This is a genomic window from Janibacter zhangyanbonis (genome assembly GCF_050507325.1).
Lineage (GTDB): Bacteria > Actinomycetota > Actinomycetes > Actinomycetales > Dermatophilaceae > Janibacter.
Map to the genome: position 1 here is coordinate 2,817,160 of NZ_CP191481.1, position 13,551 is coordinate 2,830,710.

The following is a 13,551-nucleotide window of genomic DNA, read 5'->3' on the forward strand; positions in this document are numbered from 1 at the left end:
AGTCCTCCCGGAGTACTCGTACCCAGGCTCCTCCCTTCGCACGACCTCGACCCAGGACGAAGGGGGCGCATCCCCCTGTGCCGCAACGGGTCCGGCTCGTCCTGCAGGGCCGTCCACCCGCGGCTAGCGTGGGCCGGGCCCATCGGACCCAAACCCCCTGCGAGGTGTCCCCGTGAGCTCCCTTCGTCGTGCTCTGCCCTGCCTGACCACCGCCGCGCTCGCGGCCTCCCTGATGGGCTCGGCGCCAGCCTCTGCCGCCCCCGGCCCCGTTGCGGCGCAACGCGACTCGATCCCGATCCGGGGCGTGGACCGAGCCGCCCTGTCGGCCGCGCCGACGGTCCCCTCCGCCGGCCGCTCCGGCGACCGTGTGGTCGGCATGACCGATGCGGTGGCGACGCAGGACTTCCGCGTCGCGGGGGTCACGTGGAGCGGCGAACGCTCCGACGTCGAGGCCTTCGTGCGCACGCGTGACGCCGAGACCGGACGGTGGAGCGGCTGGAGCCTGCTGCAGGCCGAGTCCGGGCCCGATGCGGGCACGAGCGAGGCGGCCGCCTCCCGCGGCGGGACGCAGCCGCTCATCGCGGACTCTTCCGACGGCATCCAGGTGCGCGTCGAGTCGGCCGGCGGCGCTCCCGACGACCTCGAGGTCGACCTCGTCGAGCCCGGCACGTCGAGCGCCGACAGCACCGCGTCGACGAGCTCGACGACCAGCGCCAACCCCCAGGCCAAGCCGACCGTCCACAGCCGGGCCGAGTGGGGCGCGGACGAGTCGATCCGCAAGGGCGACCCCGAGTACGGCCAGGTGCGGGGCGCGGTCGTCCACCACACCGCCGGGGTCAACGGCTACTCCGCCGAGGAGGTCCCGGCGATCCTTCGGGGCATCTACGACTTCCACGTCAACGGCCGCGGGTGGAATGACATCGGCTACAACGTGCTCGTCGACCGCTTCGGCCGCCTGTGGGAGGGACGCGCGGGTGGTCTGGACAAGGCCGTCATCGGCGCGCACGCGCAGGGCGTCAACAGCCAGACCTTCGGCATCTCCGCGATGGGCGACTACGACGTCGTCGCCGCGCCGGACGACATGGAGACGAGCATCGAGCGGTTCACGGCGTGGAAGCTCGCCCGCCACCACGTCGACCCGACCGCCAAGGCGACGATCGGTGGCGTGTGGCGCCCGACGGTGCTCGGGCACCGCAACGTCGGCCAGACGGACTGCCCCGGGCAGTACCTCTACGCCCGGCTGGGCGAGATCCGCGCCGGCGCCCGCGAGCGTCAGGGCACCGCGATCTACAAGCCGAGCACCAGCCCCCGCAGGATCGAGCGGGGCACCGGCGGGTCGACCCTGCGTGCCCAGACGACCGGCGACATCACCTGGCGGGTGCGGGTGAGCAGCGACGAGCACGGCGTCGTCGCCGACTCCACCGGCACGCGCACCGATGACGGCACGCTCGAGGTGCCGTGGGACGGCCGGCTGCCCGACGGCAGCTGGGCCACGCCCGGCAGCTACGAGGTCGTGCTCAGCGGACGCGACACGAGCTCGGGCGCGTGGCTGCCGAGCTGGCGCGACACGGTGACCGTCACCAGCTGACCCTTCGAGACGGTCGCTTCCCGACCTCCTCAGGGACCGGGAAGCTCACTCCTTGCAGGTGAGCTCGCCACCATCGGGCAGTGCGCCCGTCAGCCAGTACTGGTCCACGGCCTTGTCGACGCACGAGTTCTGCCGCATGTAGGCGGTGTGCCCGTCGCCCTCGTGGGTGACGAGCGCGGAGTCGGCGAGCTGCTCGTGCAGCCGCTTCGCCCACTCGTAGGGCGTCGCCGGGTCGCGGGTGGTGCCGACGACGAGGATCGGGTCGGCTCCCTTCGCCTCGACCTCGTGCGGCGTGTTGGTGGCCTTGACCGGCCACTGCGCGCACGGTGACTCGGAGGCGAGCGCGCGGCCCCAGATGGGCGCTTCCTTCTCTGCGCGGGCCACGAGGTCGTCGGGGTCGCCGGGTCCGTCCGGGGTGTCGAGGCAGGAGACGGCGGGCAGGGCCTCGAGCATGTTGTTCTGGTAGACGCCGCCGGCGTCACGACCGGCATAGCTGCGGCCGAGCTCGCTCAGCGGACCACCGTCGCCGTCCTTCGCCGCGACGAGCGCGTCGGTCAGCTGCGACCACATGCCCTGGTCGTACATCGCCTGCGCGATGCCCCACGTCGCCCACCCCTCGGTGAGCTTGATCCCGGCGCTCGCGGGCAGCGGCTTGGCGTCGAGCGCCTCGAGCTGGTCCTGCACGTGCTCGACGACCTCGTCGGCGCTCGACCCGAGCGGGCAGTCGTCGTCGACGCAGTCCTGCGCCCACGCCCGGGTCGCGGTGTCGAAGCCCTTGGCCTGACCGATCGCGACCTCTTCCGATGTCGCGTCGGGCGGCAGCACGCCGTCGAGCACGAGCCGGCCCACGCGGTCGGGGAAGAGGTCGGCATAGGTCGCACCGAGATAGGTGCCGTAGGACTTGCCGAGGTAGGTGAGCTTGCCGTCGCCGAGCACGGCCCGCAGCACGTCCATGTCGCGGGCGGCGTCGGCGGTCGAGACGTGGCCGAGCAGCTCGCCGCTCTTGGCCTCGCAGCCGTCGGCAAAGTCCTGCTGTGCCCGCTCCCCCGCCGCCTTCTCCTCCGGGGTGTCGGGCGTCGGGTCCTTGGCGAGGTAGTCGTCCATCTCGGCATCGCTCAGGCAGTCGATCGGCTCGGAGCGCCCGACGCCTCGCGGGTCGAAGCCGACGACGTCGAAGTGCCGCCGGATCTGGTCGCTGACGATGAAGTCGGCCGCGGCCGCGTAGTCCACGCCCGAGCCGCCCGGGCCGCCGGGGTTGACGACGACAGAGCCCGCGGCCTCGTCCTTCGCCGGGACCCGGAGCACCGCGATCTCGAGGGTGCGGCCGTCGGGCTGCTCGTAGTCCATGGGCACCTCGAGCTCGGCGCACTCACCGTCGCCGCGCTCGCAGGGACCCCAGTCGAGCTGCTGCTCGTAGAAGCGCTCGAGCCCCGTGGTGCCCGCCGGCGGCGCGGTGTTGCCGGGGCCGAGCCCGGTGGGCTGGGTGTCGGGCTCGAGCAGCGAGCAGCCCGCCACCGGCAGGAGCAGCGCCGCCGCGGCAGCCAGGACACGGACGGGGCGACGGGCACGACTCATGGCGCAGACGCTACCTTTCGCCCCTGATGTCGCTCAGCGGGTCGGCAGCTGCAGCGAGATCGCCATCGCCTCGAGCGCGAGCAGCGGGGCGACGTTGGCCGCGATGCGCTCGCGGGCCGTGGCGATGGCCTCCATCGCCACGAGCAGACCCTCGCCGCCGAAGGCCCGCGCGACCTCCTCGACGACCGGTCGGGCGTCCTCGTTGACCAGGGCGACGGGCGAGCCGGCGTGCAGGACGAGCGCGTCGCGGTAGACCGACAGCAGGTCGACGAGGGCGCGGTCGATCATGTCGCGGGTGAACCGGGTGGCGCGGGTCTTCTGCTCCTTTTCCAAGGAGGTGATCTGGGCGCGCACGTGCGGCGGTTGGGTCCGGGCGCTCGGGTCGGCGCCGAGGGTCTCGAGGAGGCGCTCCCGCTCCGCCGCGGCGCGCGCCTCGAGCGTGCGGTCACGCTCCTGCTCGGCGATCTGCAGCAGGTCGGCGGCGGCACCGACGGCATCGGAGACGCCGCGGATGCGCCCGGCCATCGCGATCGTGTCACGGCGACGGATGCGCGCGCCCTCGTCGGTGGCCAGCCGCTTGGCCAGCCCGATGTGACTCTGCGCGGCGCGCGCTGCATAGGTGGCCATGCCGATGTCGACACCGTCGCGGCGCTCGAGCAGGCGGGCCACCTCGGGCACGGGCGGCGTGCGCAACCGCACGTGCCGCGAGCGTGAGCGGACGGTGATGAGCACGTCCTCGAGGCTCGGCGCGCAGAGCAGCCAGACCGTGCGTGGTGTCGGCTCCTCGAGCGCCTTGAGCAGGGCATTGCCCGACTGCTCGGTGAGCCGGTCGGCGTCCTCGACGAGGATGATCCGGTAGCGCCCGACGCTCGGGGAGCGGCCGGCGAGCTGGACGAGGTCGCGGGTCGCGGCGACGCCGATCGACAGCGCCTCGGTCGCGAGCACGTCGACGTCGGCGTGCGTGCCGTCGAGCGCGGTGCGGCACTCACGGCACTCGCCGCAGCCACCGGTCGGGCACAGCAGCGCCCCGGCGAAGGCCCTGGCCGCGGTCGAGCGCCCCGACCCGGGCGGTCCCGTGAAGAGCCATGCGTGGGTCATGGCCGCCGGATCGGCGACGGCCCGCTCGAGGGTCGCGATCGTCTCGGCCTGGCCGACGACGTCGCGCCAGATCGGCGCCTGGCCGGACCCGGCCACCGCGGTCACAGCAGGCCCTCGTGCGCCAGCCGGGCTCGGACGGCGGCCGCGATCTCGTCGGCGGGGGCGCCGCCGTCGACGACGAGATAGCGCTCGGGCGCCGCTGCCGCCATGGCGAGGAAGTGCTCGCGCACCGCCGCGTGGAATCCGTCGGCCTCGGACTCCATCCGGTCGTGGGTGCCGCCGCGTCGGGCCCGTCCGGTCGCGGGGTCGACGTCGACGAGGACCGTGAGGTCGGGGGCGAGCCCGCCGACGGCCCAGGTCTGCAGGTCGGCGACCTCCTGGGCCCCGAGGGAGCGGCCGGCGCCCTGGTAGGCGACCGAGGAGTCGGTGTAGCGGTCGGTGACGACCACCGCTCCGCGGGCGAGCGAAGGGAGGATCACCTCCTGCACGTGCTGGGCCTTGTCGGCGGCGAAGATCAGCGCCTCCGCCCTCGGGGTGATCGCCTCGCCGTGGAGCACGAGATCGCGCAGCGCGGCGCCGAGGGAGGTCCCCCCGGGCTGGCGGGTCACGACGACCTCACGGCCCGCAGCCTCGAGCGCCTCGACGAGGTGGCCGACCTGCGTCGACTTGCCTGCCCCGTCGCCGCCCTCGAAGGCGATGAAGTACCCGTGCTCGCTCACGCCGTCGACCCTAAGGCACCGTGCCGACACGCCAGTCCGGGCGCCGGGCAGGGTGTGTGCAAAGGTCACAAGTCGGTCGCGAAGGGCCGCTGGGCTGCACGCCCCGCACCCTCCCGGGGTTGAGTGGACGACTGGTCCCGAGAGTCGGGGCCGAGGAGAGGATGCCCGTGGGTGATTTCGTCGCAGACAAGTGGCAGGACATCCTCTTCCGCTCCTTCCAGCACCTCTCGCTGGTGGTGCAGTCCGTCCTCCTCGCGACGATCATCGCCATCGCCCTCGCGGTGCTCGTCACCCGGGTGCCGCGGCTGAAGCCCGCGGCCAACATGATCAGCGCCGTCGGCCTGACGATCCCCTCCTTCGCCCTCCTCGGCCTGCTCCTGCCCCTCTTCGGCATCGGGCCCGTGTCGCCCTTCATCGCCGTCACCTTCTACGCGACGCTGCCGATCCTGCGCAACGCCGTCGTGGGCCTCGCCGGGGTCAGCCCCACCCTGCTGGAGTCGGCGAAGGGGATGGGGATGGGGTCGACGGCCCGCTTCCTGCGCGTGCAGCTGCCGATGGCCTGGCCGGTGATCATGGCCGGCCTGCGGGTGTCCGCGCAGATGTCCATGGGTGTGGCCGCGATCGCGGCATACACCCTCGGCCCCGGTCTCGGCGGCTACATCTTCACCGGCCTGGCCCAGCTGGGCGGGGCCAACGCCCTCAACTACGCCCTCGTCGGGACCCTCGGGGTGGTCGTCCTCGCCCTGGTCCTCGACGCCGCCCTGCTGCTCGTCAGCCGACTCACCACCTCGAAGGGGATCCGCGCCTGATGTCCACCACCGCAGACCAGCAGCCCGCACCCGAACACCACGCAGCCGACCGGGGGGTGAGCGGCGCCGAGATCGTCTTCGACAACGTCACCAAGACCTACGCGGGGCAGAAGGTGCCGGCCGTCGACGGCCTGTCCCTCACCGTGCCCGCCGGCGAGATCGTCATGTTCATCGGCCCCTCGGGCTGCGGCAAGACGACGACCCTGAAGATGATCAACCGTCTCCACGAGCCGACCTCGGGGACGATCACCATCGGCGGCGAGGACATCCGCAGCAAGAACGCGACCGAGCTGCGCCGCACCATCGGCTACGTCATCCAGGGCGGCTCGCTCTTCCCCCACATGACGGTCGCCGACAACATCGCCCTCGTCCCGGGCCTGCTCAAGTGGGACAAGCGCCGCATCACCGAGCGCGTCGACGACCTGCTCGAGCTCGTCGGGCTCGACCCCAAGCGCTACCGCGACCGCTACCCCAAGGAGCTCTCCGGCGGGCAGCAGCAGCGGGTGGGCGTCGCCCGCGGCCTCGCGGCGGACCCGCCGGTGCTCCTCATGGACGAGCCCTTCGGCGCGGTCGACCCGATCACCCGGCAGCGGCTCCAGGACGAGCTGATGAGCATCCAGGAGGAGCTGCAGAAGACGATCGTCTGCGTCACCCACGACATCGACGAGGCGGTCAAGCTCGGCGACCGGATCCTCCTGCTGCGCGAGGGCGCGCAGATCGCGCAGTACGACACCCCGACCACCCTCCTGGCCAACCCCGCCGACGAGTTCGTCGAGGACTTCATCGGTGCCGGGTCCTCGCTCAAGCAGCTGAGCCTCTCGCGCGTCGACGAGCTCGAGCTGCAGAGCCCGGTCCTCGCCGCGGTCGGTGACGAAGGGAAGGCAGCCGCCGACGCCGCCCGCGCCGGCGGGCAGAACGACGTCATCGTGCTCGACTCCCGACGGCGGCCGGTCGGCTGGTACAGCCTCAAGGAGGCCGCCAGGATGGCCCGCCTGCCCGACCACACCGAGCAGGACATCTCGGTCATCGACCGGCGCTCGACGATCAACGACGCCCTCGACTCGATGCTCGCGAGCACCCACGGCGGCGTCCTCGTCACCGGCCGCCGCGACGAGTTCCTCGGCGTCGTGACCTTCGAGGCGGTCACCGACCACATCCGCGCCGCGTCCGACCCGGACACGCAGGAGGCCACGTCATGACCGACGTGAGGACCTCCCCTTCGACCGCCGACACCGGGGTCGAGGACCGCCGCACGACGATCGGGCTGCTCGTCGGCCTGCCGCTGCTCTGCGCGGCGATCCTCGGCGGCTGGGCGATCTGGCGGCAGACCGCCGACCTCGACGACATCGAGGCCCGCCAGCTGGCGTGGGGCACGATCCTCACGCTGACCCGCGAGCACATCACGCTCACCCTCATCACGACCGCCGTCGTGCTCGTCACCGCGATCCCCATCGGCATCCTGCTCACCCGCGGCCCGGCCCGCCGCTTCTCCGGGCCGATCACGGCCGTCGCCAACGCCGGCCAGGCCGCGCCGGTCATCGGCCTCATCGTGCTCCTGGCGATGTGGCTCGGCTTCGGCGTGCGCACCGCCGTCATCTCCCTGGCGATCTACGGATTCCTGCCGGTGCTGCGCAACACGATCGTCGGCCTCCAGCAGGTCGACCAGACCCTCGTCGAGGCCGCCCGCGGCATGGGCATGTCCCCCGTCGACGTCCTGCGCCGGGTCGAGCTGCCGCTCGCCATGCCGGTGATCATGGCCGGTGTGCGCACCGCGCTCGTGCTCGTCGTCGGCGCCGCGAGCTTCGCGACCTTCGTCAACGCCGGCGGTCTGGGCGCGCTCATCGTCACGGGCATCACGCTCTTCCGCTACCCCATCCTCGTCAGCGGCGCCGTGATCATCGCGGTCGTCGCGCTGCTCATCGACTGGGCGGGCCGGGTGCTCGAGCTCCTCCTCACTCCCAAGGGGACCTCATGACGACGCGACGTGACCTCCCTTCGACCGAGCTGACCCGACGCACCCTGCTCCTGGGCGGAGCCGGCACGCTCGGCCTCGCCCTCGCCGGGTGCGGCCTGGGCACGAGCGGTGGCTTCGTGCCCTCCGGGGAGCCGGCCGGGCCGATCGCCGACGTCGACCTGTCGGGCGCCTCGATCGGGGTGGGGTCGAAGAACTTCACCGAGCAGCTCATCCTGGGCAAGATGGCCGTCATCCTGCTGCGCGCGACCGGCGCCGAGGCGGCGGACCTGACCAACATCCCCGGCTCGTCCAGCGCCCGCCAGGCGATGATCGAGGACCAGGTCCAGATGCAGTGGGAGTACACGGGCACCGCCTGGATCGCCTATCTCGGCGAGACCACCCCGATCCCCGACGAGCGCAAGCAGTACGAAGCCGTCCGCGACCGCGACCTCGAGGAGCACCAGCTCGTCTGGCTCGACCCGGCGCCGATGAACAACACCTACGGCTTCGCCGGGCCGACCGAGACGATCAAGAAGCTCGGCATCACCAAGCTCTCCGAGCTGGCGAAGGTCCCCAAGGCCGAGCTGACCTTCTGCGTCGAGTCCGAGTTCAACAACCGCAACGACGGCTTCGACCCGATGCTCAAGAAGTACGGGCTCGCCAAGGGCACGAGCTTCCCCGAGAGCAACGTCAAGGTCCTCGACACCGGCGCCATCTACCAGGCCACCGACAAGGGCACGTGCACCTTCGGCGAGGTCTTCACCACCGACGGGCGGATCAAGGCGCTCGACCTGACCGTGCTCGAGGACGACAAGGCCTTCTTCCCGAAGTACAACGTCGCGCCGGTGCTCACCGAGGCGGTCGTCGAGGAGCACCCTGCGGTCCGGGACCTCTTCGACCCGGTCGTCAAGAAGCTCACCGACGACGTGCTCATCGACCTCAACGCCCGGGTCGACGTCGACGGCGAGGACCCGGCGGACGTCGCCATCGCGTGGCTGCGGGAGGCCGGCTTCATCAAGGCCTGACCCGCGACCCGGTGACAGGGGGCGTCCACGGGTCTAGCCTGCGGGCATGAGCCTCGGGGGACGCAGGGGGCGGCTGCTCGTCACCGCCACGATCACGACGGTCCTGGCTGCGGCCGTGACCACCGGCACCGCCACGGCGAAGGGGGCCGCACCCGCCGCGTCGTCGGCGGCGGCTCCTGCGACGACCAGCGGCACGACCGGGCGCACCGACCGCCTGTCCGTCCTCATGAGCGGCGACGTCCTCGTCCACACGACCCTCGTCGCCCAGGCGAAGCGCGACGCGGTGGCCGGCGGCCCGAGCCTCAACTTCGACCGGATGCTCGCCGCGCAGAAGCCGCGCATCAGCACCGCCGACCTCGCGATCTGCCACCTCGAGACGCCGATCGCCCCTGCCGGCGGGCCCTACACCGGCTACCCCCTCTTCAAGGCGCCCGCGCACGTCGTCACCAGCCTGCGTCGCGTCGGCTACGACGCGTGCACGACGGCCTCCAACCACTCGCTCGACGACGGCCAGCGCGGCATCACGCGCACGCTCGACGTCCTCGACTCCAACAAGCTCGGGCACACCGGCACCGCCCGCACCTCGACCGAGCGCAACCGGCCGCTCGTCCGCACGGTCCAGGGCGTCAAGGTCGGCATCGTCTCGACGACCTTCTCCACCAACGGCATCCCCGTGCCGCGGGACAGGCGGTGGTCGGTCAACACCCTCGACCGCACCGCCCTCGTCGAGGACGTCAAGCGCACCAAGGCCGCCGGCGCCGAGATCGTCGTCGTCGCCGTGCACGCGGGCACCGAGTACAGCCACGTGCCCAACGCGCAGCAGGAGCAGATCCGCTCGTGGCTGCACGCGACGCGACTCGTCGACGCCGTCTACTTCCACCACGCGCACGTCGTCGAGCCGGTCGAGAAGGTCGACTACCGCTGGGTGGCGTGGGGCCTGGGCAACACCTTCGCCACGAGCACGACGAAGTACAACAAGAGCACCGGCGAGCAGGTGATGACCCGCTTCAACTTCGAGCGGCAGTACGGCACGACGTGGCGGGTGCGCTCGGTCGCCGTCATCCCCGGCTACTCCCCGAACGTCGCGCCCTATCGCTGGGTCGACCTCGTCACCGCCGCGCAGGACCCCTCGCTGTCGTCGTCGGCCCGCAGCTCCTACGCGGCCCGAGCCCGCCACGTCCGCTCGATCGTCGGCGCCCGCGGCGGCTTCGGCGACGGTGTCTACCAGGCCTCCCCCGTGCGCTGACGACGCCGCCCGAGCCGCATCCCCCTTCGCACCTCCCTATGGTCGTGTCATGACCTTCAGCTCCGAGACCGACCGCGCCCTCACGACCCGCGCCCTCACCGCGCAGACCGAAGGGAGGGTCCCCGGGCTCGTCGCCGGCGTCGCCCGCGACGGCCGGCTGGAGTGGTCCGCGGGGATCGGCACGGTCGACGTCACGACGCCGGGCGAGGCGCCCGACGACGAGACGCAGTACCCCGTGGCGAGCAACTCCAAGACCTTCACCGCCGTCGCCGTCATGGCGCTGCGCGACGAGGGCCGGCTCGACCTCGACGACACCGTCGAGCAGCACCTCACCGACAGCACCCATGCCTCCGTCACGATCCGCCAGCTGCTGTCGCACACCTCCGGCATGCAGCGCGAACCCGTCGGCGACGTCTTCGACACCATGGTCATGCCCTCCCGCGAGGACCTGCTCGCCGGCTGGTCGCAGGCCGAGCGCGTCGGCCGGCCCCACGACCGCTGGCACTACTCCAACCTCGCCTACGGCGTCCTCGGGGAGATCATCGGCCGCCTCGACGGGTGCACCTGGGAGGAGTCGATCCGTCGCCGCATCCTCGACCCGCTCGAGCTGACCCGCACCGGCACCGCGCCCTCCGGCCGCCGGGCGAAGGGGTACTACGTCCCGCCCTTCGCCGACGTCCCCCGGGAGGAGCCGGTCATCGACGCGGCGGCCCTCGACCCGGCCGGCGGGCTGCGGTCGACGGCCACCGACCTGGCCCGGTGGGGTGGCTTCGTCGCCAACCCGGTCGAGGAGGTCCTCTCCCCCGACACGCTCGAGGAGATGTGCCAGCCGCAGGTGATGGCCGACCTCACTTCGTGGACCTCCGCCTGGGGGCTGGGCTTCCAGCTCGTGCGGCACGAGGGGCGCACCTGGGTGGGCCACACCGGCGGCTGGCCCGGCTCGATCACCGGCGTCTTCACCGAGCGCTCTTCTGCCACGACGGGGCTGATCCTGATGAACAACTCCGCTCCCGTCCCGCCCGCCGCGGCCGCCATCGAACTCGGGACGATCGCCATCGAGCGCGAGCCCGTGCAGCCCGAGCCCTGGCAGCCCGGGACCGAGCTGCCCGAGGACCTCGTCCCGCTGCTCGGGCACTGGTACTCCGAGGGCACCCACTGGGTGCTGTCGGTGCGGGAGGGCGCCCTGGAGGCCCGCATCGCCGGCCAGCGCAAGGAGCTACCCCCCGCGGTCTTCACCGCCGAGGGCGCCGACCGCTACCGCACCGTCTCCGGCCACGAGCGCGGTGAGCTGCTGCGGGTCACCCGCGACGCCTCCGGCACCGTCACCCACCTCAACTGGGCCACCTACCGCTTCACCCGCGAGCCCCTGGCTTTCGGCCAGTGGCTCTGACCCCCCTTCGCCCGCCGGATCGATGTATCCGGGTGCGTTCCAACTCACCCGGATACATCGACCCGGAGCAGGCGAAGGGCGGGGGTCAGGCGAAGTGCTTGCGCAGCTCCCGGTTGAGGATCTTGCCGGTGGCATTGCGGGGCAGCTCGTCCATGAAGACGACCTCGCGGGGGATGCAGTGCCGGGCGCGGTGCGCGCGGACGTGCTCCTTGATCTCGTCGGCGGTCAGCTCGTGGCCCTCGGTGAGTGCGACGAAGGCGGCGAGCCGCTGCCCGAAGTCGGGGTCGGGGACACCGATCACGGAGACCTCGCGGACCGCGGGGTGCTCGGCGAGCAGCCCCTCAACCTCGATGGGGTACACGTTCTCCCCGCCGCTGACGATCATGTCGTCATCGCGACCGTCGACGAAGTAGAGCCCGTCCTCGACGTGCCCCATGTCGCCGGTCGAGACGAGCCCGTCGACGAAGTCCTTGGTGTTGCCGTTGGTGTAGCCGTCGAAGACGAGCTCGTTGCCGCAGAAGATCCGGCCGGTCTGCCCCGTCGGCACCTCCTTGCCGTCGTCGTCGAGGATCTTGACGACCGTGCCGAGCGGCGGGGTGCCGGCGGTGTTGGGGTGGCGGCGCATGTCGGCGGGCGTGGCGATGCACACCCACGACGCCTCGGTCGAGCCGTAGAGGTTGTAGAGCACGTCGCCGTACTCGTCCATGAACTTCGTCGTGAAGCCCGAGGGGTAGGCCGACCCGGAGGTCGCGACCACCCGCAGCTTGCGGCGGCTGCGTGCAGCCGGGTCGCTCGGCAGCTCCATCATCCGCTGGAGCATCACGGGGATGGCGAACATCGCGTCCGGCTGCAGCTCCTCGAGCGCCGCCCGGGCTGCCTCGGGCTTGAAGCGACGCTGCAGCACGATCGTCGCGCGCAGCGCGAGCGACAGCTGCATCGCCGCGTAGCCCCAGGTGTGGAAGATCGGGGCCGAGATGAGGATGCGGTCGTGGGCCCGCAGCGGGATCCGGTCGATGATCGAGATGAGCGGGCCGAAGCCGCCCGGCGTCTTGCGTGCCGCGCCCTTGGGCGTGCCCGTCGTGCCGGAGGTCAGGATGATCGTGCGGCCCCCCTTCGCCGGGACGGGAAGGGAGTGCGGCCGCGGCGTGGTCTCGATGCGGCGGGCGAGCTCGGTCTCGGTCATCCGTGGCAGGTCCTGCGGCAGGTGCGCGACGACCTCGGCGAACTCGTCGTCGTGGATGATCCCGCGGATCCCCTGCTGCTCGGCGACGACCGCGAACTGCGGGCCGGCGAGGCCGGTGTTGCCCAGGACGAGGTCGATGCCGATCGCGGAGGTCGCGGTCATGACCTCGATGGCCTGGACGTGGTTGCGGGCGAGCAGACCGACCCGGTCACCGGGGCCGAAGCCGAGCTCGCGCAGGACGACGGCGATCTTCTCGGAGTTGGCGAGCAGCTCCGCATAGGTGGTCGCCCCACGGGTCTCGTCGATGACGGCGACCGCCTTGGGCGAGCGGTTGGCGGCCTGCCGCAGCTCGCCCGCGAGACCGAAGCCCCACTTCTTCAGTGCGGCCAGCTGCTTGACCTGGGCGGCCGGCGGCCCGGGGTTGAGCATCCCCCGCTTGGCCATGGTCGTGGCGATGGTGAGTGGGTTCATGGAGGGCATCAGGCCTTGGGGATGTCGAAGAGGCTGGGGAACTTCGCGGCCAGGGCGATGTCGCCCTTGACCTTGATCTTGCCGCGCATGACGAGCATCGTCGGGTTGCCCCGACCCGTCGCCATCTTGACGAACTCCGGCGGCGCCATCATCAGCGAGGCGTCGTAGTCCGAGCCGGGCTCCGGCGAGACGGTGCAGGTGCCGTCGCCGACGACGATCTCGTAGGTGTCGTGCGGCTGCTCCTCGGGACCACCGGTGATGCGGAACTGCACCGTGCCGGACGCCCCCTTCGCCTTGTCGGGCCGGAAGAGCTCGGGGAAGCGGGCGAAGACCGCACCGAGGATCGCGCCCCGGTGCTCGCCGCGCATGACCTCGGAGACCTCCTTGTCGGACATCTGCGCGACGGTCTTCGCAAACTCCTGCGGACTCATCGTGTCGAACGTGGACGGGTCGAGGTCCATGGCGGCATCTCCTTCGGCGCGGCTGTTGCCCC

General features: G+C 71.9%; 12 protein-coding genes. 7 read left to right on the top strand and 5 right to left on the bottom strand.

The genetic code is table 11. The annotated features are described in order from the left end of the window. Positions 1 to 172 precede the first annotated feature (172 nt). Positions 173 to 1,588, top strand: a complete 1,416-nt coding sequence (locus ACQBJO_RS13840; protein WP_421008762.1) for a peptidoglycan recognition protein family protein — start codon at positions 173 to 175, stop codon at positions 1,586 to 1,588. A gap of 45 nt (positions 1,589 to 1,633) precedes the next feature. On the opposite strand, the gene ACQBJO_RS13845 is transcribed toward ACQBJO_RS13840, so the two are convergent. The 3 genes from ACQBJO_RS13845 to tmk are packed head-to-tail and all read right to left on the bottom strand — an operon-like array spanning position 1,634 to position 4,980. Next, positions 1,634 to 3,163, bottom strand: a complete 1,530-nt coding sequence (locus tag ACQBJO_RS13845) for an alpha/beta hydrolase (RefSeq protein WP_255184344.1) — start codon at positions 3,161 to 3,163, stop codon at positions 1,634 to 1,636. 33 nt (positions 3,164 to 3,196) lie between these two features. Beyond that, positions 3,197 to 4,366, bottom strand: coding sequence for a DNA polymerase III subunit delta' (locus ACQBJO_RS13850; protein ID WP_421008763.1), 1,170 nt, complete (start codon positions 4,364 to 4,366; stop codon positions 3,197 to 3,199). After that, positions 4,363 to 4,980, bottom strand: a complete 618-nt coding sequence (gene tmk / locus ACQBJO_RS13855) for a dTMP kinase (protein WP_421008764.1) — start codon at positions 4,978 to 4,980, stop codon at positions 4,363 to 4,365. The genes ACQBJO_RS13850 and tmk overlap by 4 nt, the downstream gene beginning before the upstream one ends. A gap of 167 nt (positions 4,981 to 5,147) precedes the next feature. On the opposite strand from tmk, the gene ACQBJO_RS13860 reads away from it, so the two are divergent. From ACQBJO_RS13860 to ACQBJO_RS13885, 6 genes are read left to right on the top strand one after another with little or no spacing between them, the layout of a single operon-like run. Further along, positions 5,148 to 5,789 carry an ABC transporter permease gene (locus ACQBJO_RS13860; protein WP_421008765.1) on the top strand — a complete coding sequence of 214 codons (642 nt, stop codon included), beginning with the start codon at positions 5,148 to 5,150 and terminating at the stop codon, positions 5,787 to 5,789. Continuing rightward, positions 5,789 to 6,988 carry an ABC transporter ATP-binding protein gene (locus tag ACQBJO_RS13865; protein ID WP_421008766.1) on the top strand — a complete coding sequence of 400 codons (1,200 nt, stop codon included), beginning with the start codon at positions 5,789 to 5,791 and terminating at the stop codon, positions 6,986 to 6,988. The genes ACQBJO_RS13860 and ACQBJO_RS13865 overlap by 1 nt, the downstream gene beginning before the upstream one ends. Further along, positions 6,985 to 7,764: an ABC transporter permease gene (locus ACQBJO_RS13870; RefSeq protein WP_255184349.1), complete on the top strand. Its 780-nt coding sequence runs from the start codon at positions 6,985 to 6,987 to the stop codon at positions 7,762 to 7,764. The genes ACQBJO_RS13865 and ACQBJO_RS13870 overlap by 4 nt, the downstream gene beginning before the upstream one ends. Next, on the top strand, positions 7,761 to 8,768 hold the full coding sequence (locus ACQBJO_RS13875) for a glycine betaine ABC transporter substrate-binding protein (protein WP_255184350.1): 1,008 nt from the start codon (positions 7,761 to 7,763) through the stop codon (positions 8,766 to 8,768). Before ACQBJO_RS13870 ends, ACQBJO_RS13875 begins: the two co-directional genes overlap by 4 nt. Positions 8,769 to 8,814: 46 nt before the next feature. Next, positions 8,815 to 10,014 carry a CapA family protein gene (locus ACQBJO_RS13880; RefSeq protein WP_421008767.1) on the top strand — a complete coding sequence of 400 codons (1,200 nt, stop codon included), beginning with the start codon at positions 8,815 to 8,817 and terminating at the stop codon, positions 10,012 to 10,014. Positions 10,015 to 10,063: 49 nt separating this feature from the next. After that, positions 10,064 to 11,404 carry a serine hydrolase domain-containing protein gene (locus tag ACQBJO_RS13885; RefSeq protein ID WP_421008768.1) on the top strand — a complete coding sequence of 447 codons (1,341 nt, stop codon included), beginning with the start codon at positions 10,064 to 10,066 and terminating at the stop codon, positions 11,402 to 11,404. An 85-nt stretch (positions 11,405 to 11,489) separates the two neighbouring features. Here the strand turns inward: ACQBJO_RS13885 and ACQBJO_RS13890 are convergent, their stop codons facing one another. Both ACQBJO_RS13890 and ACQBJO_RS13895 read right to left on the bottom strand, forming a co-directional pair. After that, positions 11,490 to 13,058, bottom strand: coding sequence for an AMP-binding protein (locus ACQBJO_RS13890; protein WP_421008769.1), 1,569 nt, complete (start codon positions 13,056 to 13,058; stop codon positions 11,490 to 11,492). 8 nt (positions 13,059 to 13,066) lie between these two features. Then, complete coding sequence (locus ACQBJO_RS13895; protein ID WP_421008770.1) at positions 13,067 to 13,519, bottom strand: SCP2 sterol-binding domain-containing protein; 453 nt, start codon at positions 13,517 to 13,519, stop codon at positions 13,067 to 13,069. Between the last annotated feature and the right edge of the window lie 32 nt (positions 13,520 to 13,551).